At 63.1% G+C, this 20,277-nt stretch carries 19 protein-coding genes; 10 read left to right on the top strand and 9 right to left on the bottom strand.

Annotated elements, in window-relative coordinates:
• Positions 1–145: 145 nt before the first annotated feature.
• A complete protein-coding gene (locus AB7828_RS12845; RefSeq protein WP_441230335.1) occupies positions 146–1,708 on the bottom strand; it encodes an AMP-binding protein in 1,563 nt (520 codons plus the stop codon).
• Between the two features lie 188 nt (positions 1,709–1,896).
• Between AB7828_RS12845 and AB7828_RS12840 the strand changes: the two genes are divergently transcribed.
• From AB7828_RS12840 to AB7828_RS12830, 3 genes are read left to right on the top strand one after another with little or no spacing between them, the layout of a single operon-like run.
• Positions 1,897–2,505 carry a LemA family protein gene (locus AB7828_RS12840; protein ID WP_089265314.1) on the top strand — a complete coding sequence of 203 codons (609 nt, stop codon included), beginning with the start codon at positions 1,897–1,899 and terminating at the stop codon, positions 2,503–2,505.
• Positions 2,506–2,529: 24 nt separating this feature from the next.
• Positions 2,530–3,411 carry a TPM domain-containing protein gene (locus AB7828_RS12835; RefSeq protein WP_441230334.1) on the top strand — a complete coding sequence of 294 codons (882 nt, stop codon included), beginning with the start codon at positions 2,530–2,532 and terminating at the stop codon, positions 3,409–3,411.
• Complete coding sequence (locus AB7828_RS12830; protein ID WP_439059452.1) at positions 3,411–3,908, top strand: TPM domain-containing protein; 498 nt, start codon at positions 3,411–3,413, stop codon at positions 3,906–3,908. Before AB7828_RS12835 ends, AB7828_RS12830 begins: the two co-directional genes overlap by 1 nt.
• A 122-nt stretch (positions 3,909–4,030) precedes the next feature.
• Here the strand turns inward: AB7828_RS12830 and AB7828_RS12825 are convergent, their stop codons facing one another.
• Positions 4,031–4,642: a glutathione S-transferase family protein gene (locus AB7828_RS12825; protein ID WP_441230333.1), complete on the bottom strand. Its 612-nt coding sequence runs from the start codon at positions 4,640–4,642 to the stop codon at positions 4,031–4,033.
• A gap of 174 nt (positions 4,643–4,816) precedes the next feature.
• On the opposite strand from AB7828_RS12825, the gene AB7828_RS12820 reads away from it, so the two are divergent.
• The 3 genes from AB7828_RS12820 to AB7828_RS12810 all read left to right on the top strand — a co-directional run bounded on the left by AB7828_RS12820 (position 4,817) and on the right by AB7828_RS12810 (position 7,548).
• Positions 4,817–5,773 (top strand): hypothetical protein, encoded by a 957-nt coding sequence (locus AB7828_RS12820; RefSeq protein ID WP_441230332.1) that lies wholly within the window; start codon positions 4,817–4,819, stop codon positions 5,771–5,773.
• Positions 5,774–5,868: 95 nt separating this feature from the next.
• Positions 5,869–7,377, top strand: coding sequence for a hypothetical protein (locus AB7828_RS12815; protein WP_441230331.1), 1,509 nt, complete (start codon positions 5,869–5,871; stop codon positions 7,375–7,377).
• A gap of 12 nt (positions 7,378–7,389) precedes the next feature.
• Positions 7,390–7,548 carry a hypothetical protein gene (locus tag AB7828_RS12810; protein ID WP_176454609.1) on the top strand — a complete coding sequence of 53 codons (159 nt, stop codon included), beginning with the start codon at positions 7,390–7,392 and terminating at the stop codon, positions 7,546–7,548.
• A gap of 185 nt (positions 7,549–7,733) precedes the next feature.
• Here AB7828_RS12810 and AB7828_RS12805 read toward each other — a convergent pair whose 3' ends face one another.
• The 3 genes from AB7828_RS12805 to putA all read right to left on the bottom strand — a co-directional run bounded on the left by AB7828_RS12805 (position 7,734) and on the right by putA (position 13,001).
• Positions 7,734–8,300 (bottom strand): fasciclin domain-containing protein, encoded by a 567-nt coding sequence (locus tag AB7828_RS12805; RefSeq protein ID WP_175368393.1) that lies wholly within the window; start codon positions 8,298–8,300, stop codon positions 7,734–7,736.
• A 214-nt stretch (positions 8,301–8,514) separates the two neighbouring features.
• A complete protein-coding gene (locus AB7828_RS12800) occupies positions 8,515–9,720 on the bottom strand; it encodes a CaiB/BaiF CoA transferase family protein (protein WP_441230330.1) in 1,206 nt (401 codons plus the stop codon).
• Positions 9,721–9,998: 278 nt separating this feature from the next.
• Complete coding sequence (putA, locus tag AB7828_RS12795; RefSeq protein ID WP_441230329.1) at positions 9,999–13,001, bottom strand: bifunctional proline dehydrogenase/L-glutamate gamma-semialdehyde dehydrogenase PutA; 3,003 nt, start codon at positions 12,999–13,001, stop codon at positions 9,999–10,001.
• Positions 13,002–13,113: 112 nt separating this feature from the next.
• Between putA and AB7828_RS12790 the strand changes: the two genes are divergently transcribed.
• On the top strand, positions 13,114–13,578 hold the full coding sequence (locus AB7828_RS12790) for an Lrp/AsnC ligand binding domain-containing protein (protein WP_068734214.1): 465 nt from the start codon (positions 13,114–13,116) through the stop codon (positions 13,576–13,578).
• A gap of 81 nt (positions 13,579–13,659) precedes the next feature.
• The gene (locus tag AB7828_RS12785; protein ID WP_441230328.1) at positions 13,660–14,316 is read left to right on the top strand and encodes a hypothetical protein; all 657 of its coding nucleotides are present in this window, start codon (positions 13,660–13,662) and stop codon (positions 14,314–14,316) included.
• A 281-nt stretch (positions 14,317–14,597) separates the two neighbouring features.
• Here the strand turns inward: AB7828_RS12785 and AB7828_RS12780 are convergent, their stop codons facing one another.
• The 3 genes from AB7828_RS12780 to AB7828_RS12770 form a co-directional block, all read right to left on the bottom strand.
• Entirely contained in the window at positions 14,598–14,798 is a 201-nt protein-coding gene (locus tag AB7828_RS12780; RefSeq protein WP_068734210.1) for a cold-shock protein, read from the bottom strand.
• Between the two features lie 322 nt (positions 14,799–15,120).
• Positions 15,121–15,366, bottom strand: coding sequence for a hypothetical protein (locus tag AB7828_RS12775; RefSeq protein ID WP_093756722.1), 246 nt, complete (start codon positions 15,364–15,366; stop codon positions 15,121–15,123).
• 166 nt (positions 15,367–15,532) lie between these two features.
• A complete protein-coding gene (locus AB7828_RS12770) occupies positions 15,533–17,293 on the bottom strand; it encodes an adenylate/guanylate cyclase domain-containing protein (RefSeq protein ID WP_441230327.1) in 1,761 nt (586 codons plus the stop codon).
• Positions 17,294–17,412: 119 nt separating this feature from the next.
• On the opposite strand from AB7828_RS12770, the gene AB7828_RS12765 reads away from it, so the two are divergent.
• The gene (locus tag AB7828_RS12765; RefSeq protein WP_441230326.1) at positions 17,413–19,011 is read left to right on the top strand and encodes a glycosyltransferase family 39 protein; all 1,599 of its coding nucleotides are present in this window, start codon (positions 17,413–17,415) and stop codon (positions 19,009–19,011) included.
• On the opposite strand, the gene AB7828_RS12760 is transcribed toward AB7828_RS12765, so the two are convergent.
• The gene (locus AB7828_RS12760) at positions 18,993–19,736 is read right to left on the bottom strand and encodes an ArsR/SmtB family transcription factor (RefSeq protein ID WP_441230325.1); all 744 of its coding nucleotides are present in this window, start codon (positions 19,734–19,736) and stop codon (positions 18,993–18,995) included. The two genes, AB7828_RS12765 and AB7828_RS12760, sit on opposite strands and share 19 nt — an antisense overlap.
• Before the next feature lie 147 nt (positions 19,737–19,883).
• Here AB7828_RS12760 and AB7828_RS12755 point away from each other — a divergent pair, with 147 nt between their 5' ends.
• Positions 19,884–20,276 (top strand): RidA family protein, encoded by a 393-nt coding sequence (locus tag AB7828_RS12755; protein WP_441230324.1) that lies wholly within the window; start codon positions 19,884–19,886, stop codon positions 20,274–20,276.
• Position 20,277 lies beyond the last annotated feature (1 nt).

Below are 20,277 nucleotides of genomic sequence, written 5' to 3'. Positions count from 1 at the left end.
CCACTGTCATTCCGGGGCGCAGGTCAGCGGCGAAGCCGCTGGCAGGCGAACCCGGAATCCCGAAGTGTTCAGCCATGTCGAGATTCCGGGTTCGCGTGCGCAAGATGCACACGCGCCCCGGAATGACGGCGTTAGTGCTAAGCCCTTACCCCACCATCCGCTCGCGCCCGACCCAGAAGCTCGCGCGCAGCGCCTTCTTGTCGATCTTGCCGACGCCGGTCATCGGCAGCTCCGTCACGAACTTGATGTGCTTCGGCGCATGGGCCGAACCCTTGCGGGTCTTCACCAGATTGATCAGCTCATCCGCATTCGGCTTCGCGCCGCCGCGCGCGACCACGATGGCGGTGACAGCCTCGCCCCATTTGTCGTCGGGCACGCCGACCACGGCGCACATGGCGACATCTGCATGGGTGGTCAACACATCCTCGATCTCGCGCGGAAAGATGTTGAAGCCGCCGGAGACGATCATGTCCTTCTTGCGGTCGAGGATGAACATGTAGCCGCGCTCGTCGGCGCGGGCGATGTCGCCGGTGTGCAGCCAGCCGTTCTTCAGCGTCTCCGCGGTCTGCTCCGGCCGCTTCCAGTATTCCTTCATCACATGCGGCGCGCGCACGCAGATCTCGCCGGCTTCGCCGGGCGAGACCTCCTGATCGTCATCGTCGAGAATGCGCAGATCGCAGACCGCGATGGGGAAGCCGCAAGACAGGAATAGTTCGGGCTTCTTCGGATCATGATCCGTCTTGCGCAGCACCGACACTGGATAGCATTCGGTCTGCCCGTAGAGCTGCGAGAACACGGGGCCGATGCGTTCGATACCTTCCACCAGCCGGCTCGGTGACATCGGCGATGCGCCGTAAAGCACCAGATCGAGCGACGACAGATCGGTCTTTGACAGTGTCGGATGATCGAGCAGCACGTAGATCATGGTCGGCACGAACAGCGTGAAATTGATGCGCTCGCGTTCGATGGTCTTGAGCACCGCGTCGGGATCGAACCCCTTCAGCATATGCACCGTGCCGCCGCGCATCAGCGTCGGCAGCACCTTGGTGCCGGCGACATGGCTGATCGGCGCAACCGTGAGATAGCTCGGCGTGTCCGGAATCTCGAAATCCGACAGAATGGCGCTGGCAAAGCCCGACACTTCGCGATGCCGGCGCAGCGCGCCCTTGGATTTTCCGGTGGTGCCGCCGGTGTAGTTCAGCACGGCGATGTCATCGACCTGTGCAAAGTCCCGCGCGGTGGCGCTGCCGCCCGAGCCGATGACTTTCAGCAGATCGATGCCGTAATCTGCACGGCCCAGCGTGAATACGTGTTGCAGGCCCTGCGCGCGCGAGGCGAGCTCGCCGCCGCGCTGCAGGAAATTGTCGGCGTCAATGATCAGGATCGTGGCTTCGGCATCCTCGATCTGGTCGATCTGATCCTGCATCGAGCCCAGCGGATGCAGCCAGGAGATCGCGAAACGCGACAGTTGCGCGGCGACGCCGGCGCACCAGGTGTCGGCGCGGTTCGCGGTCAGCAACGCCACTTTCGTGCCGGGCTGTGCGCCGAGGTTCATGAACACATTCTGCAGCCGCGCGATCAGGTCCGTGGTGCCGCGATAGGTAATGGTGCCGCCGGGCCAGCTGAAAGCGATGCGGTCCGGATAGCGCGCCAGCGCCCGCAAGGTCTGCGCGCCAACAGTCGGAAACGTGTTCAGCACGTCCGTCATGGAAACCTCCCCAAATGTCCTCGGCTTCTGTGGGCCGATGGTTGTGGCAAGGCTAACAACGAATGCCGGGTATGCAAACATAAACCCGTATGGGCATTGCAGCATTCGCGATGAACTTGTGGCGGCTTTCGTCGTTTGCCTGTGTTAGAAGCGGTCGAGCCATTTGAGCCGCGTCACAGGAGAATTTCATGCGCAAGTTTTTGACCGTGCTGGCAGCACTGGCCACCCTCAGCCTGACCAATTGCGGTTACAACGCGATTCAGACCAATGACGAGCAGGTCAAGTCGGCCTGGTCGGAGGTGGTCAACCAGTATCAGCGCCGCGCGGACCTCGTGCCGAATCTCGTGAATTCCGTGAAGGGCTTTGCGCAACAGGAGAAAGACGTTCTTCTGGGCGTCACAAATGCGCGCGCCAAGGTCGGCTCGGTGCAGGCGACGCCCGATGTGGTCAACGATCCCGCTGCGCTGCAGAAATTCCAGGCCGCGCAAGGCGAACTCTCCAGCGCGCTGTCGCGCTTGCTCGTGGTCACCGAGAATTATCCGCAGCTCAAGTCGGACGCGCTGTTCAAGGATCTGATGTCGCAGCTCGAAGGCACCGAGAACCGCATCACCGTGGCGCGCAACCGCTACATCAAGTCGGTGCAGGATTATAACGTCGGTGTGCGCACCTTCCCGAACAATCTCACCGCCATGATGTTCGGCTACAAGGAGAAGGCGAATTTCTCTGTCGCCAATGAGAGTGAGATTTCGACCGCGCCGAAGGTCGACTTCAACCCGACGCCGGCGCCTGCGAAATAGGCCGGTGCCGATCAGGCCGATCCGATGAAGGCGATCAAAGCCTGTCTGCTGGCATGGTTGCTGTGCTGGAGCGCCGTCGCTCTGGCCGATGTGGCCGTGCCGGCTTTGACGGGGCGCGTGGTCGATCAGACCGCGACGCTGAGCCAGGGCGAACAGGCATCGCTCGACAGCACGCTGCGTGATTTCGAGTCGCGCAAGGGCAGCCAGATCGTGGTGCTGATCGTGCCCACCACGGCGCCGGAAGCCATCGCGCAATACTCCATCCGCGTTGCCGAAGCCTGGAAGATTGGCCGCAAGAAAGTCGATGACGGCGCGATCCTGCTGGTCGCCAAGGACGATCGCAAGCTGCGCATCGAGGTCGGCTATGGCCTTGAAGGCGCACTGACCGACGTGGCCACGAAACGGATCATGGACGAGATCATCACGCCGCGCTTCAAGACCGGCGATTTCGCGGGTGGGATCACAGCCGGCGTCAATCAGATCATCAAGGTGATCGACGGCGAGCCGCTGCCGGCGCCAGATGAATGGAAGGGCAATTCGAATGCCCTCGATCAGATCATGGAATATGCGCCGTTCCTGCTGTTCGGCGTTCTGATCTTCGGCAGCATCCTGCGCAACATTTTCGGCCGGCTGTTCGGCTCGCTGGCGACCGGCGGGCTCGTCACCACGGTGGTCTGGCTGGTCGCCGGCAGCCTGCTGTTCGGCGGCATTCTCGGCGCGATCGCGTTTTTCTTTACGCTGATCAGCGAGGCCCTCATGTCGGGCGGCGGAGGCGGCGGACGCCGCGGTGGTGGCTATATCGGGGGCGGCGGCGGTTCCTGGTCATCAGGGAGTTCATCGAGCAGCGGCGGCTTCAGTGGAGGCGGTGGCAGTTTCGGTGGCGGCGGCGCTTCGGGGAGTTGGTGATGAGCCTGAAACGCATCGGCAACCATCTGCTCGGCAATCGCTCGCGGGTCCGCAAGGCGTTCCCGCCGCAATCGCTGGCGGCGATCGAACAGGCCATCAAGGCCTCCGAAGCCAGCCATGCCGGACAGATCCGCTTCGTGGTCGAGGGCGCGCTCGACGGCGCGCCGCTGTTCCGCAATCAATCCGCGCGCGAACGCGCCATCGATGTGTTCGCGCAACTGCGCGTCTGGGACACCGCGCATAACAACGGCGTGCTGATCTATCTGCTGCTCGCCGATCGCGACGTCGAGATCGTGGTCGATCGCGGCATCGATGCCCGCGTCGGCAAAGCCGGCTGGGAAGCGATCTGCCAGATGATGGAAGCCGAGTTTCGCGCCGGGCATTTCGAACGCGGCGTGATCAAGGGGATCGACGCGGTGACGCAGCATCTGGCGGCTCACTTTCCGCGGGACGGCGCGTTGGCGAATGAGCTGCCCGATGCGCCGGTGGTGCTGTAACGCGCTGCTCCCTCAGCCGTCATTGCAAGCGTAGCGAAGCAATCCAGTCTTCGCTTGTGACCTTCTGGATTGCCGCGTCGCTTCGCTCCTCGCAATGACGTGGAGAGGCCATTGACCTCCGCTCACGCCTTCGCCGACTCCCGCGCACCGACCCGCTCGAACCACGCCGCGACCTTCGCATTTCCGCGATCCCAGGGCTGCTTCACCTTGTCGGCGAAATCGAGCCAGCAGAACAGCACGATATCTGCCATCGTGAACCGCTCACCGCAGATGAAGGTCTTGCCGCCCATCTGTCCATCGAGCCAGCGCAGCCGGTCGATCGCGATTGTCTTCAGGCCCGGCGCGCCTTCGGGTACGCAGACGATGCGCGTCTCGAAGCGCTTCAACCCCTCGGCGAAGCGATAGCCGTTGGCGATGTGCTGGCAGATGTTGAGATCGACGCGCTGCCGCCACATCCGTGCCTCGGCGCGCTGTTCGGGCGTGGTGCCGATCAGCGGCGGCATCGGATGCGTCTCCTCGACATATTCGCAGATCGCGACCGTCTCGGACACATAGGCGCCGTCGTCGAGCTCGAGCGTCGGCATCTGGCCGTGCGGATTGCGCGCCAGATGCGCGGGCTCGCGGTTCTCGCCACCAGCAAGATCGACGGTCTGGACGGGAAGGCTGATGCTCTTCTCGGCCAAGAACATGCGCACCACGCGCGGATTCGGCCCGATGGAATCGTAGAGCTTCATGGCATTTCCCCGATTGTTCTGTTTGCAGGTGTTGTGCGAGCGGGGCGCGTGCGCGTCAAGCAACGGTTCCCACCGCCGGACGAGAGGTGAAATTTTCGTAAGCACGGCACCCGGTAAGGATTTGGCAAGCAATGAAAGTTACCAAAGTGTTCATCTATTCTGGAGAATTTGATCGTGAGCGAGCACAAGGCCGATTCCACCCCAGACGTCAGCGGCGATCACGTCGACACCGGCGCGGCGGCGGCCGGTTCCCACGATACTGACATCCACGTGGAGTCGCCGAAGCTCGCACCGGAGCAGGGCGACGAGCGCCGTGCTCAGATGCCAAAGAGGGAAGCGCCGAAGCTCGGTGCGCCTGGCCGGATCACCATCATGGCTCCCTCCCGCGACAGCGGCCCGCACGAAGGCGCATCCCGCGAGAATGCATCGCGCGAGCACTCCTGGGAAGACCTCGTCAATTCCGAGCCGAAGATTGAGTCGGCAGAGAAGGCTGGCCGCAGCCGGATGATGGCGATTGCCGCGATGATCGCGCTCGGCATCACCGTCGGCGCGGTTGGCGGTTCGGTCGCCATGTCGGGCCTCGGCAAGCTGTTTGCCGCCGACGACACCAGGTCTTCCACTCATGCGCTGGAAGAGCAGGTCGCCCGTCTCGATAGCGAACTCACGGCGCTCAAGGCCGAGGTTGACCGCAACGCCAAGCAGTCCATTGCGGCGCGCGCGAAATCTGCCGATCGTCTCGACAAGCTTGAGAAGGCGCAGGCCGAACCGGCCGCGAAACTCGCCAAGCTGAGCGAAACCGTCGAAAAGCTGCGCACCACGCCGCCGCCTGCAGCTGCGCCCGCGCCGACCCCGGCACCGGTTGCCTCCGCGCCGGCCAAGGAAGTGACCGGTTCGATCAACGTGCCTGTGCCCACTCCGGCACCGAAGCCCGAGGTTGCGCGCCTGCCCATGGTCGAAGGTTGGCGCATCATCGACATCGCCGGCGGCGGCGCCACCATCGAGGGCCGTGCCGGAATCTTCGAAGTCTATGCCGGTGATCCGGTTCCGGGTCTCGGCCGCGTCGATGCGATCCGCAAGCAGGACGGCCGCTGGACGGTGGTCACGAGCCGCGGCCTAATCGTTGCCCGCTGATCCCCTCTTCCTGTGATGCAAGCGTTCGGGCCGCTGCCAGTGCAGCGGCCTTTGTTTTGCGCTAGCCTCGCGTCCTGACCCGTCGGGATTGCGCCGTGCGACTTCGCTTGAACTTCATCGCTATCCTGCTGTGCCTCGTGGCTCCCGTCGCGCAGGCTGAAGAGGGCAACGGTCTCGCCGTCACCGATCCCGGTGTGTTGCGGGCGCTGGAGACGCACGGGACCCACGGTCTCGGTCTCGCGCAGTTGCTCGATCCCGCGCGATCGGTACCGATCCCCAGTGATACCCTGTTCGCTCTGCCTGCGATGACGCCGGTCCGCGCCGCGTTGGATGATGCGTTCACGCGCTATCTCGCCGATCACCGGAGCCGCCAGCCGCGCGTGAGCATTGGTGTCGGCCCCGGCCATGATGTGCAACTGTTCGACCAGGCGATGCTGACATCGCCGGACGCGCGGTTCGTGCTCGCCGGAATCGTCAACCGCATGGATCGCGCCTATGTCGCACCCGATACCTGCGGTGAAATCAGGCTGATCTATCGCCTCACACGCACGGCCGCCGGCACAATGCCGCCGCGTCTGCCGATGACGCTCAATCTTGTGCTTCATGCGAAGGACCCGAATGATAGGTCGGTGACATGCACGGATCTCGCCGGGCGCTGGCTCGACTCTGCGTCATTCACCGAGACTGGCGCAGCACGCGCAGATCGCTTGCTGAAACCGGATGGTCCGCTTGCGACAATCACAGCCGCGCATGTCGATCGCGTCGAGACCAATCTGCAGATTGTGCATCGACCGAAGTCCGAGACGCAGGAATTCCGCACCGACTATTTGCAGAAGGTGTTTCGCTTCGATGCCACCGTGAAGCAGTTTCGCGAGGCACCCATGGAGAACCAGATCGACCGTGACCGGTTGCTGGCTGATGCGGCGCTCGGTCGCGCGTTTCGCGACTGGCTGCTTGCGCCCGTCAATCTCCTTGCTTTCGATCGCGGTACAGTTTTGATCCCCGAGAAATTCCTTGCGACCACGTCGCTGTCGTCGACACCAGCCGGCTTTGCACCGTCGGCCCTGCAGCCGGAATTCGGGCTGTTAGACAGCAAGGGGAAGGGCGTGTTCAGCGAGCGTGACGTCGTCGCCGCGCTGGAGCGGGCAGTGGCGCAGGGCGGCGCCTTGGAGAATATCCGTTCGCCGGCTGGCTTCGCGCGGCGGCTGAACGACATCACCTGCGGTGGTTGCCACCAGATCCGCGGCATCGGTGGCTTCCATTTTCCGGGCGCGGACACGCTGGCAGACCAATCGCAGGGAACGGTTGCCGCATCGCCGCATTTCATCGGTGACCAGCCCCGCCGTCGCGATATCGTCATGGCGATGCGCGATGGAAAGGCGCCGGATTTTTCGCGCGGCTTCTCCGATCGCCCGCAGATGCGTGGTAACAATGAACTCGCGGGATCGCCTCTCCTCGATGGCTGGGGTGCGACATGTTATCGACCGAAGCTGAAAGGTGTCGCGGACAAGAGTTTCGCGACCTGGACCTGTGCCGAAGGTCTCGCCTGTCAGCAGATTGGTGCCGATGCATCGTCTGCGATCGGCATGTGTTTCGTGAAATGAAATGAGGGCGCGATGAACGAGACCGACAAAGAGATCAAGGAACGTGACATCGCGATCGCCGAGAACGAGAGCAAACAGCAGACGACAAGCAGCATCCGCGTCAGCGTCTGGGCGATCGGTGTGGCGGTTCTGCTCGGGCTCGGCTTCTTCGGCTGGCTGCTGGCGCGGTAGCGTTTCCCTCGCCCCGCAGTGCGAAGCATAGCTTCGCTAGGCGGGGAGAGGGTGGATCGAACGCACGAAGGGCGTTCGAGACGGGTGGGGAGCCAGCGTGTGAAATATTGGCTCCCCCTCACCCGAATTGCTCCGCTCCGCTCGCAATTCGACCTCTCCCCGCAAGCGGGGAGAGGTAAGATCAATCAGCCCGGCATCAGCACGGTGTTGACCACGTGGATCACGCCGTTCGACTGGTTGACGTTCGGGATCGTCACGGTGGAGGCGCCACCCTTGGCATCGACGATCGTGACCTTGCCGCCCGAACGCTTGACGGTGAGTTGTTCGCCTTCAACAGTCGTCAGCTTCTTGCCATCGGTGAGGTCGGCCGCCGAGAGCCGTCCGGGCACCACATGATAGGTGAGGATCTTGGTGAGGGTCATCTTGTTCTCGGGCTGCACCAGCGTATTGACCGTGCCCTTCGGCAGTTTGCCGAATGCGGCATTGGTCGGCGCGAAGACGGTAAACGGGCCGGGGCTGGCCAGCGTATCGACGAGGCCGGCAGCTTTCACGGCGGCGACCAGCGTGGTGTGATCCTTCGAATTCACCGCGTTCTCGACGATGTTCTTCGACGGATACATCGCGGCGCCGCCAACCATGACGGTGTTCTCGCCCTTCATCATCTTGGCAGCAGCAGGCTCAAGGAAGCTCGCCGAAATCATCAGCGTGCTGAAGGCGGCAAATGACAGCAGTGCAATGCGCTTCTTGGACATGGTCGTCTCCCGGTTGATAGTGGCGTCGCCGGCGGGGAATCCGCAGGCGTGGTGATCTCGTTGCCGCGCGACATGGCGAGTGCCTGTTGCGCTAACGAGACCAGCTACGCGTTTTAGGGGAGGCGGTTTCAGGTCGGCCTGTGACCACTTCGTGATCACAGGCCGCATCGCAATTTGAAACTCTTTCGCGCGAGCTGCGTAACCCGCGGCGCGACTATGCTACCGTGCCGGAAGCGCGCAACCGCGCGATATCGACATCATCGAAGCCGGCGGCGCGCAGGATCTCGTCGCTGTGTTGGCCGATGGATGGCGGCAGATGCGGCTTGCGCTTGGTCTCGCCGCCGATCCAGATCGGGCTGTTGATGGTGAGGATGTCGGTTCCTTCGAACGGGATCAGCACGTCATTGTCCTTCATCTGCTGATCGTTCGGAATATCGTCGAGAATGCCGACAAAGCCGAACACGAGGCCATTGCCGTCGAGCCGCTCGCGCCAGTCGGCGAGGTCGCGGGTCGCGAACACCTCGTCGAGGATCCTGATCAGCTCGACCGAGCGCGCATGGCGATCGGGTTTGGTTGCGAAGCGCGGATCGTCGCGCAGGTCCTCGCGGCCGAGGCATTTGGTGAAAGCCGGCCATTGCCGCTCTTCGGCAAGCAGCGACAGCATGATCCAGCGACCGTCGCGGCACCTGTAGTGATTGGTGACGGCATTGAGCGCTTCCTCGCGCGAGCGGCGCTTCTCGAACTTGGCACCCACCAGCTTGGCCTGCGCCAGCACGCTCGACGACCACACGCCATTGGCCATCAGGTTGGATTTTACCTGGCAGCCCTTGCCGGTCTTCTCGCGCTTGTAAAGTGCGGTGACGATGGCGCCATAGAGCGCCATGGCGCAGGGGTGGTCGCCCATGCCGGCGATCGAACGCGCGGGCGTGGTGTCCTCGTCGGCGCGCACGAGATCCATCATGCCGGAGCGTGCCCACCAAGCGGTGGAGTCGAAGCCGGGCTTGTCGGCTTCCGCGCCCTTGTCGCCATAGCCGGTGAAGCAGGCATAGATCAGCCGCTCGTTCAGCGGTGCGATATCCTCATAGGCGATCTTCAGGCGCTTGCGCACCGGCGGCGGGAAATTGGTGATGAACACGTCCGCTTCGGCGATCAATTTGTAGAGCACCGCCTGACCTTCCGGCTTGGCCAGATCGAGCGCCAGGCTTTTCTTGTTCCGGCTCTCCATCATCCACGCATAATTGTGCTCGCTCTTGGGATAACCGGGCAGGTTGGGCAGATTGCGATAGGGATCGCCGGCACCGGGCGGTTCGATCTTGATGACGTCGGCGCCGAAGTCGGACAGCACTGTGGCTGCGGCGGGCGCGGCGATGAAACTCGCGCAGTCCAGCACCTTCAGCCCTTTGAACAGACTGTCTTCCATGCGTCACTCCCGTCGCTTTTGTTCTGCGTGTTGTTCTTGCCGTCTGCCGGAATTTAATTCCATCTGGAATCCGGTGGCGCATTTGACCCATCTTCGATGGGTGATGCAACGGGCTCAGCTAACCCTCCTCTGGAGGGGGAGGGTCGCTGCGTGCATAGCGCGCAGCGGGGTGGGGTGAAGCAGCAAGCTCCGTCGTTGTGGCTTCACCCCACCCCGTCTCGCAACACGCGTTGCGTGCTGCTCACCGACCCTCCCCCTCCAGGGGAGGGTAAGAAGGATCAGTTTTGATCTGTCATCAATGCTGCATTGCCACCCGCCGCGGCCGTGTTGATCGTGACGGTCTGCTCGGTGGCGAAGCGGGCGAGGTAATGCGGGCCGCCGGCTTTCGGGCCGGTGCCGGACAGGCCGAAGCCGCCGAAGGGCTGCACGCCGACCACAGCGCCGATCATGTTGCGGTTCACATAGACATTGCCGACCGGCAGGCGCGCGATCACGCGCTCAACCATATCGTCGATCCGCGAATGCACGCCGAGCGTGAGCCCGAAGCCGGTGTCGGCAATATCCTGCAGCACCCTATCGAAGTCGGCAGCGCGGTAGCGCACCATATGCAGGATCGGGCCGAATACTTCCTCGGTGAGCTGCCGTGCGCTCGCGAGCTCGAAGATATGCGGTGCGACGAAGTTGCCTGCAGGTGCCGTGCCCGCAAGGTGCACGCGTGCTTCGGTCGTCATGCGCGCAATATGCGCATCGAGCTTTTGCTTTGCCTCGGTGTCGATCACCGGGCCGATATGGGTGGCGGCATCACGGGGATCGCCCAGCTTGAGTTCCCGGGCCGCGCCGGCGATCATCTCGATCATGCGGTCGGCGACATCGTCCTGCACGAGCAGCAGCCGCAACGCCGAGCAGCGCTGCCCGGCCGACCGGAACGCGGACATCACCACATCGTCGGCGACCTGCTCGGGCAGAGCCGTAGCATCGACGATCATTGCATTGATGCCGCCGGTCTCGGCGATGAGTGGCACGATCGGGCCATCCTTGGCGGCGAGGGTGCGGTTGATCGATCGGGCCACCTCGGTCGAGCCGGTGAACACCACACCGGCGATGGCGGGATGCGCGACGAGCGCTGCCCCGATGCTGCCGTCGCCCTGGATCAGATGCAATGCTGACGTGGGCACACCGGCTTCATGAAGCAGGCGTACGGCCCGTGCCGCGATGCGTGGCGTTTGTTCGGCCGGCTTGGCGACGACCGTGTTGCCCGCCGTCAGCGCGGCACTCACCTGGCCGAGAAAAATCGCCAGCGGAAAATTCCACGGCGAGATGGCGATAAAGACGCCACGGCCGCGCAGGCTCAACACGTTGCTCTCGCCGGTGGGCCCGGGCATCACCTCGCCCTCGCCGAATTGCTTGCGGCCCTGCGCGGCGTAGTAACGGCAGAAGTCGATGGCTTCGCGGACCTCCGACAGCGCATCGTCGAGCGTCTTGCCGCCTTCCTGTTGCAGCAATGCGATGAAGGACGCGTGGCGCTGTTCCAACAGATCGGCGGCGGTGTCGAGGATCGCCGCGCGGTCTTCAGCCGGACTGCGGGTCCACGATGCAAAGCCTGTGCGCGCCACTGTCACTGCAGCGTTTGCCTGCTCAGCATTGGCATCGACCACCTTGCCCATGTCTGGCTTGCTGGTCGCAATCTCGGCCAGCAATTTGTTCAACGCAGCGCGTTCGCCGAATTCGATGCCGCGTGAATTGGTGCGCTCGGGTCGATAGAGATCGACAGGCAATGGAATCTTCGCATGCCGCGCACGATCGGGCGCGCCGATAATCGCGGCCGGTCGCTGCAGCAACGTGGCGACAGGCACAGCGTCATCCGCGGCGATCGCCACGAAAGATGAATTCGCGCCATTCTCCAGCAGACGTCGTACCAGATAGGCCAGCAGATCGCGGTGGCTGCCGACCGGCGCATAGGTGCGCCAGCGGATCGCGGGATGATCTTGGCCGAGCTGCTCATAGAGTGCGTCGCCCATGCCGTGCAGGCGCTGGAATTCGTAGCCGCCGCTGGTGCCAGCCAGTTCGAGGATGGTCGCGACGGAGAGCGCGTTGTGCGTGGCGAATTGCGGGAAGATGCGCGGCCGTAAAGCCAGCAGCTTCTGTGCGCAGGTGATATAGTTGAGATCGGTCATCGCCTTGCGCGTGAACACCGGATAGCCAGCGAGGCCGCGTTCCTGCGCGCGCTTGATCTCGGTGTCCCAATAAGCGCCCTTGACGAGCCGCACCATCATCTTGCGATCGTGACGGCGCGCCAGCGCGTCGATGTGATCGATCACATCCGCGCAGCGCTTCTGATAGGCCTGGATCGCAAGCCCGAAGCCGTCCCAACCCGTCAGCGACGGATCGGCAAAGGCCGCATCGATGACATCGAGCGAGAGTTCGAGCCGGTCGGCTTCTTCGGCATCTACGGTGAAATTGAGGTCATAGCTCTTCGCTTGCTGCGCCAGCGCGATCAGGCGCGGCACCAGTTCGCGCATCACGCGCTGATGGCTCACGGCCTCATAGCGCGGATGCAGCGCCGAGAGTTTGACCGAGATACCCGGCCGGTCGGGCAGCGGGTTGTTGCCCGCGGCGCGGCCGATGGCCGAGATGGCCGAGGCATAGGAGTCGAAATAGCGCTGTGCGTCGTCCTTGGTGCGCGCGCCTTCGCCGAGCATGTCGAAGGAATAGCGCGCCGGACGCTCGGACGGTGCACGCGCGCGGGCCAGCGCTGCATCGATGGTTTCGCCGAGCACGAAGTGGCTGCCCATCAGCCGCATCGCCTGCCGCGTCGCCGTGCGCACCGCAGGCAATCCGATCCGCTTCGCCAGCCGGCCCAGCGTGCCCGTTGGCGTCTCGCCGGGCTGGATCGCCCGCTGGGAGATGCCGAGCGCCCAGGCCGAGGCGTTGACCAGGAAGGCGCTGGATCTGGTCTCGTGATGAATGAAGTCACCCTGACCGAGCTTGTCCTCGATGAAGGCGTCGGCGGTCCGGGCGTCCGGCACCCGCAGCAGCGCCTCGGCCAGCACCATCAGCGCAAGGCCCTCTTTGGTGGAGAGCGCATATTCCCGCAGCATGTCCTCGACACCGCCAAAGCGGTCGTCTTTGGCGCGGATCGCGTCGATCAGGTGCGTGGCCGTTGCGTCGATCCGCGCGTCCTGGGCGGGCGTCATGGCCGCGTTGGCCAGAAGCCCGGCGGCGATGGCCCCATCATCCGGTGCATAGGGAGCGGTGAAGGCAGGCATGGAATCGGGCGGCATGGGCGTTTCCTCGGATATCCTTCAAGCCTAATCCCGGTCTGTCCGTAGTTCGATAGGAGATATCGGAATTTTACCTTAGATAATCCGGAAATGATCGTGCTATACACCCGGTATGAGCGATATCGACAAGATTGACCGGAAAATCCTCGCCGTCCTACAGGCTGACGGCCGAATCGCCAATGTCGAGCTGGCCGAGAAGGTCGGCCTGTCTCCGACCTCGATCGGCGAGCGGCTGAAGCGGCTGCAACGCGACGGCTATATCGAAGGCTATGGCGCGCGGCTCAATCCGCAGATGCTCGGTCTTGGCCTCCTGGTCTTCGTCGAGGTGCTGCTCGACAAGACCACGCCGGATGTATTCGAACGCTTCGCCCGCGCCGTGCGGCTCGCGCCGGAAGTGCTGGAGTGCCACATGGTGGCGGGCGGTTTCGATTATCTGGTGAAGGCGCGCGTGGCCGACATGAGCGCCTATCGTCGTTTTCTCGGCGAAAGCCTGCTGGCGCTGCCCGGCGTGCGCGAGAGCCGCACTTACGCGGTCATGGAAGAAGTGAAGCGCGACGCACCGCTGCCGGTGGGATAGCGAGCCGGGATAACGCCGCCGTTGCCTTGGCAGTCCGAGAACGCTGCGTTAGGTTTCCGCGCGTTTCTCTCGGAGCAAATCATGCGGGCAGGCTACTTCAATCTTCGTGTCGCCGATTTTCGTATTCTGATGGCGGCAGGTGTCATCGCGCTGACCGGCCTGTTCTCGATGTCGCATGCGCGCGCGATCGAAATGTCCCGCGAGGTCAGCGATCTCTACACGTCGGTGTCGATCTACCCGCCATCCGCCGGTTCCATGACCATCTGCTATGGCTTCGTCTGCCGGCGTCGCCACGCCTTCGATTTCACGCCTGCCGACAGGGGTGCGCTCACCAAGCTTCTCGCCGCGGGCAAGGGGTCGGCCGCGGCGGAACGCGCGGCCGTGCAGAAGGCGGTGGTGTGGTGGGACCGCCGCGTCGGCCCGGTGCTCGGCACCGACAAGCGGATCGCCAATGCGGATTTCCGTTATTTCGACGACAAGCATAATTTCGATTGCTGGGACACGACGCGCAACGTCACCAGCCTGCTGCTGATCATCCAGGACTGGGGTTTGCTGAAGCATCACACGGTGGGCAATCCGCGCTATCGCGGCAATGCGCTGGTGCTGCAGACGCCGCACAATACCGCCGTGCTGCTGGACCGTGCGACGGGCACCGAATGGGTGGTCGACATGTGGACGCGCGGCTATGCGCAGCTCCCGGACGTCAAGCCGGCCGATCAGTGGGTCAAGGAAAACTGAAGCAGGGAATGGAGCGCCGTCGCGTCGCTGAGGCGTGCGTCACGTCAACTGGCGGCTCTGAGGAGCGGACCTTCGAAAGATCTCAGCTCGGGTTTTTGGAGTTAGGCTAGAGCGCACACCGCGGATCGAATTAGCGCAATCCTGCGTGAAACTGATTGCGTTGCAGGAGAGGTGCCCCTTTGGAGGAAACCGCTCGTGCCGAATGCGCTCTACATTGTTGAGGCGTGATCTGGAAAACTTCGGGGAAGCAGCCGGATCACACTGGTATCAAACCAGATGCATCAGACCTTGAGGTTCTCAGCCGAGGTCTTGCCGCGGTTGGCAACTTCCTCGAATTCAACGGTCTGTCCTTCGTTCAGTGTCGAAAGGCCAGCCTTCTCAACTGCCGAAATATGAACGAACACGTCCTTGCCGCCATTCGCCGGCTGGATGAATCCATAACCCTTCGTCGGGTTGAACCACTTCACAGTGCCTTTAGTCATCACGTCGTCTCCGCGGGATCAAAATCGATAACGAACTGCCGGTCCCCGCAAACCGGCATATCCGACATGCGCACGTTACCCGCGGATTGCCAAGCTTGATAGCTCAAACGGCGTGCAGAAATCGTCCAAACCGACCGTTATCTGTCCAATTTGCCGGGATTCGTCGCTATTCAGGATGTTTCCGACGCGGCGGAAGGTCGCAAAAGTAGAGTGCCGGGTTCGGTCGCAATACGACCATGCGTTGTCGCCTGCACGCTGGTGATATCGCTGCAATGCAAAACCCCGGCCGAGGTGGCCGGGGTTCGCAGCCCTCATGCGAGGATTAGTAGCAGACGTTAACCGTGCGCCAGCGCAGGCCGTAGGGCGTCATCACGCGGCGGCTCACATAGCATCCACCGCCGCCACCGACATAGCCAATGCCGAAAGTGGGGCCGTAGAAGCCGCCGCCATGGAAGTGGTGGTGATGGCCATGCCAGCCCCAGCCATGGGCCGATGCGGCGGACGGCGTCAGTGCCATCGCGCCGAGGGAAGCTGCTGCAACGAATGCGAGTGCGAGTTTGCGAAACATGGTCGTTCTCCTTCAGTGATGCGCGAAGCGCTGGTTGCGGGATCTGTCTGTTCGATCCATCGCAAATTCGTCGCATCGATTTCGGAGCGGGTTCGAAGAAATTCTGTAGGAATTTTCTGAATACTTGTTCAGGCGGGCAAAGCATGTGCGCCCTGCAGGAACAGCGTTAAAGCGCGGAAACCATGTCGCTGGTAACGAGAGACGAAAGCAACTTCGCATCTGTGATCGTGCGTACATTCATCGGCGCGGCGCGACCGCGGATCGCGACGTCCTGTTGTGGCAGCGCGTCACCCGCGAGGCCTGCAGTGGTGCTTACTTCTTCGGAGATGATGACTTCGCAGGCGAGGCTCTTGGTCATGTCCTGCAGGCGCGCGGCGACATTGACCGCATCGCCGAGTGCGGTGAACACCATGTGGTCGCGATAGCCGATATCGCCGACGATGACTTCGCCGCCGTGAATGCCGATGCCGAAACGCAGCGGCTGCGGCAGGTCATGGGCGAGGGCGCGATTGAGTTCGTCGATATTTTCGGCAATGAGCCGTGCAGCCTGCAGGGCCTGACGACACGCGGTCTGCGGATCGCAGGCGAGGCCGAACAGCGCCAGCTCGCCGTCGCCGATGAACTGATTGGGCTTGCCGCCGCTTGCGATCACAGCTCGCGAGACGGCGTCGAGAAAGCGGTTGACGATGAACACCGTGTCGTAAGGCAGCCGCTTCTCGGCGAGCATGGTGGAGCCGCGCATGTCGACGAACATGCAGACGAGATAACGCTCCTGGCCGATCCGCGCCGGCTGCGATGCGTGCGCATTCGCGCTGGTCACTTGCGGGGCGAACAGTTGAACGAAGGCCACATCAGTTGTCGGCCGCAACTGGCAGGCCAGCCGGACCGCGGGATCTGCAGCGCCGCCGATCCTGCTCAGCACGAAGGCTTCGCGCGCGGAAGGTGCCGGCAATGTCTCGACACCGCTGGTGACGCGAATGCGGCAGGTCGAACAGCGCGCGCGTCCGCCGCAGACGCTGGCATGCGGCACGCGATGACGTAGGCTCGCTTCCAGCACGCTGAGGCCGAGAGGGACGCGCAGCTTGCGACCGTCGCTATAGGACAGATTGATCATCCCGGCGCGGCGTTCGACGACCATGCGGATGGCCCGGGCCGCGAGCACGATACCAAGCAGCGCGAGATAGCCGATCAGGAGATCGTCGGTGATGTCGCCCAGTGTCTGCTGCTGTGGAGCGGTGCCCATCCGGTCCGGGCCGAAATTCTCGGCCTGCCAGTGCGGCGATGCGAGCTTGGCCTCGACCTCACGCTTGCCCTGGAAGATGCCAAGCAGCGCCAGTGTCGGGATCAGCACGGCAGCCGACAGAAGATAGGGCGCCAGGCTCTTGAAGTGTGCTTTCAGCCGCAGCCAGAAATACAATCCGATACAGCCGTGTAGCCAGGACACGACCACCACGAGATACATCGACCACGTCTTCGCGGGCGAGGTGATCCAGCCATAGAACACCTGAGGATAGCTGCGATTGATGTCGTACAGGTTTTCTCCCAGGCGGACGGCGACCACATGGCCGACGATGAGCGCGGGAATGCTGAGCCCGAGTACCAGTTGCAGCGGCTCGACGGCTCGCCAGCGGAATTGCCGGCGTTCGAACAGCGCCCAGATCCCGAGCACGCCATGGATCGTCACCGCCGAATAGAAGGTCACGGCGACCGGAAAGAACTGCCAGAAGCCGGCATGGATCACGACGCCGGTCTGCAACGCGTCGAGCGAGATATTGCCAAGCGCGTGATTCAGAAAATGGCTGAGCAGATAGGTGAACAGCACCAGTCCGCAGACCAGCCTGACCTGGCGCAGCCCGATGCCGCGCCACCACGCGGTGGCAGGGGCCGTCCGGGGCAGGTTGCTGGCGGGATTGAGCGAGGCGTCCATGGCGAAACCCTACGGCGAGACGCGCTCCGATGCCATCCGGAGCGGCCTCCGGACAGACCTTATCCAGCAGTAAAGTCAACAAGTTGACAGCATGGCGAAGTCCGCCGAAAAGCTCGGCGATGACGTCTTTCCCCGACCCTTACCTCGATCGGAATGTCTCCCGCCGCGCCTTTTGGGTGATCGGAGCATTGCTGGTCGCGCTGACAGCGATGCGGCTGGTCTATGCCGGGCTGTTCGATCTGCGCACCGACGAGGCCTATTACTGGACCTGGTCGAAGGAAAACGTGCTGTCGTTCCTCGATCATCCGCCGATGATCTCATGGTTCATCCGTGCAGGCACGCTGATCTTTGGCGACACGAATTTTGGCGCGCGTTTCGCCGGCATCGTGGCGATGGCGGTGACGCAATTGCTGCTCGCCGACATCGTTCGCCGCGTCACGCAGGATCTGCGCGCGGTGCTGCTGGCGGTGCTGATGTCGGAAGCGGCGCTGTATTACGGATTGCTGATGGCCAAGGTCGCGCCGGACGTGGCGCTGATCCCGTTCGCCATGGCGATGCTGTGGTCGCTGCTGCGGCTGGCCGAAAGCCATGACGGACGCTGGTGGCTCGCGGCCGGTGTCTTCGGCGGTCTCGCGCTGCTGTCGAAGCTGACCGTGGTGATGTTCGTGCCAGGCATTCTCGCTTTCATGCTGGTGCCGGAATGGCGCGGGCGCTGGCTGCGCAGCCCGTATCCTTGGCTGGCCGTGCTGATCGCACTGGCGATCTCGTCGCCGGTCCTGATCTGGAATGCCGGCCACGACTGGGCGTCGTTCAGGTTCCAGTTCATCCGCGCCACCACGAACAACGAGGTGTCGCTGCGCACGCTCGGCGATTTTCTCGGTCTGCAGTTCGGTCAGGTCGGCTTCATCCTGATGCCGGTCATTCTCTCCGCGGTTGTCGTCACGGCATGGCGTGGCTATCGCCGCCGCGAACCGGTCGCGATCCTGCTCGCCACCTGTGTATTGGTGCCGTTCTTTTTCTTTGCATGGAAGTCGCTGACCCTGCGTGTCGGCGATACCTGGCCGATGTTCCTCTGGCCCGCCGGCATCGCTGCAGCGGCGATCAACCTGACGAAGCTCGCGGGCGACGGCTGGTCGCAGCGCATGGTGCGTGCCTCCTATGGCTGGAGCATCGCCGCCATCGCCACCGGCATTCCGCTGGTGGTGCTGGTGTTCCTCTACAGCGTGGCCGCGCCGTGGAACCTGATCGGCAAGAACGATCCGCTCGGCGGCGAGGGCGGCTATCAGGTGCTGGCCGACCGCGCATTGGCTGAGATGAAGACCACCGGCGCCACTTGGATCGCGACGACCGACTACCGCACCTATGCGATGCTGCGCTGGCATCTGAAGGACAAGGTCCCGGTGGTGCAGGTCAACGAGCGCGCCAGATTTATCGGCTTCCGCGATCCCGGCATGGACAGAATCAAGGGGCACACCGGACTTTACATCGCGCAGACCGCGGACAATCAGCGCCCGCTGCTGGCGACGACGAGTGCAGTGCTCACGCCTGTTGCTGAAGTCGATACCATGTGGCGCGGCACGGCGATGAAGCACTATGCGATCGACAAGCTCACGGGCTGGACGCCGGACCTGACGCCGAAGCCTGATACACCGTTCTATCGCTGGCCGGCGCTGGCGGAGATGTCTGTGCCGTCACGCATTCAGCTGGCAGCGCGCTGAGGACTCTCTCCTGGTTGACGAGGCGGAAGCAGGCCGCGATTGGTGCATGCGACGTCCAGATCGATGCCAAATATATCTCTCAATTCAACCTTGCCGGTATCCGTTACTTTAAAGGCGCGGGTCGCGCCCGTTCGAGCAACCCATCCGAGTTCCAGAAACCGCCGTTGAAGCTCGGCGCCGACCAATCCACCCACATGATAGCGCCGCTCGCTCCAGTCCAGGCAGGCCCGGCAGAAGATGCGCTTGCTGCGGCGGTCGGTTTCAAGCCTGGCTCCGAAGTCGCAGAGGAAGCGGTGGCCTGCGTCGGTAAGGGCTCCGCCATCTGCGCTCAGATGCATGTAGTCTCGTTCGATCAGCGCGTCCGCGACTGCAACGCCCAACCGTCCGGCCATATGATCGTAGCAACTGCGCGCAAGGCACAACGCTTCATCGCGCGCAGAACGCGGTCGATGCCTCGGTGGCATTTCCAGGGCCGCGACGGCGATCATGCTCTCCAGCATCTGGGCCACGAGCGGTGATGTGATCCGATAGTAACGAAATCGCCCGCTCGGTGTCACCGATATCAATCGCGCGTTGAGCAGCTGAGCCAAATGTTCGCTCACGGTGGGACGGGATATCCGAGCCTGAAACGCCAGCTCGGTTGCCGTGAGCGCCTGACCTCCCATGAGTGCCGCAAGCATGGTCGCGCGCGCAGTGTCACCAACCAGCGCTGCGACTTCGACCATGTTTGCGGAGGCGACCATATCCCAGCGTAGCGGCTCGCCGGATAATTCGCCACTCCCGTCGGTTCGGCCGGCGCCGAACCAATTGGCCCGGCGCCGGCCGTCCCCCGTGCGATGATGCGATCAATAATGGCAGCCGGGAGCGGAAACATGCAGGCACAGTTCATTCGCGTCGAACCGTTCTCATCCTATTTCGCGGCACGAAAGGTTCCTGTCGCGCCGGCCGTGCGCTATGGCGATCTCGTCTATGTCTCGCAACTGCCGCCCTATGATCCCGAGACCGGTGAAATCAGGCGTTTCTCGCTGGAGCGGCAGATCGAGATTGTCCTCGATCAGATGGCGCTGTGCCTTACGGCTGCGGGCTCATCGATCGACAGGGTGATCAAGTGCAATGTCTATTGCACGGGGGCCGATCAGTTCGAAACCATCAATCGGGTTTATGCGCGTTACTTCTCTGCGGATCCGCCGGCGCGCGGCTTTTTCATCGTTGCAGGGTGGCATGGCCCGTTCGACGTTGAGGTCGACTGCGTGGCAGCGGTCTAGA

It is taken from the genome of Tardiphaga sp. 215_C5_N2_1, from assembly GCF_052076055.1.
In the GTDB taxonomy this organism is placed as follows: Bacteria; Pseudomonadota; Alphaproteobacteria; order Rhizobiales; family Xanthobacteraceae; genus Tardiphaga; species Tardiphaga robiniae.
This window is presented reverse-complemented; position numbering and strand designations above follow the sequence as displayed.